Raw genomic sequence first — 594 nt, forward strand, 5'->3', positions numbered from 1 at the left:
CACAAAAAAGGGGGATGAAAATGAAAGCGTTTTTTAAACGTAAGGGGATATCCTTATCCTGGAAGGAATATGTTATTACTGCATTAAGCTATATGGCATTAGGACTTTTTTCATCATTAATTATTGGCTTAATTATAAAAACTACCGGTGAGCAATTAGCTCCCTGGCTTCCACAGAATATTGAGAGTGGCCTTATTGATATTGGATCATATGCGATGGATACAAAGATTATGGGGGGTGCCATCGGGGTTGCCATTGCCTATGGATTAAAAGCACCACCATTAGTGTTACTGTCCGCACTTTTTGGGGGTGCATTCGGAGCGGAATTAGGCGGCCCGGTTGGGAGTTATGTTGCTGCTTTATTTGCAACGGAGTTTGGTAAATTGGTATATAAAGAAACCCGCGTTGATATTATTGTGACACCATTTGTGACGATTTTGGCGGGATTCCTGACGGGCACATTCATTGGCCCGCCAATTAATACATTTATGGTCTGGTTTGGAGAAGTGATCAATTGGTCAACAGCTCAGCAACCGTTTATTATGGGGATCCTTGTCGCAGTCTTGATGGGGTGGGCGCTAACTGCACCAATTT

At 42.8% G+C, this 594-nt stretch carries 1 protein-coding gene; it reads left to right on the top strand.

The features are described 5' to 3' along the window. Positions 1 to 20: 20 nt before the first annotated feature. Positions 21 to 594 (top strand): PTS sugar transporter subunit IIC (locus tag AC3G7N_RS21850; protein ID WP_489424225.1); only part of this gene is annotated, 574 nt, incomplete at its 3' end.

It is taken from the genome of Virgibacillus carmonensis, assembly GCF_057836705.1.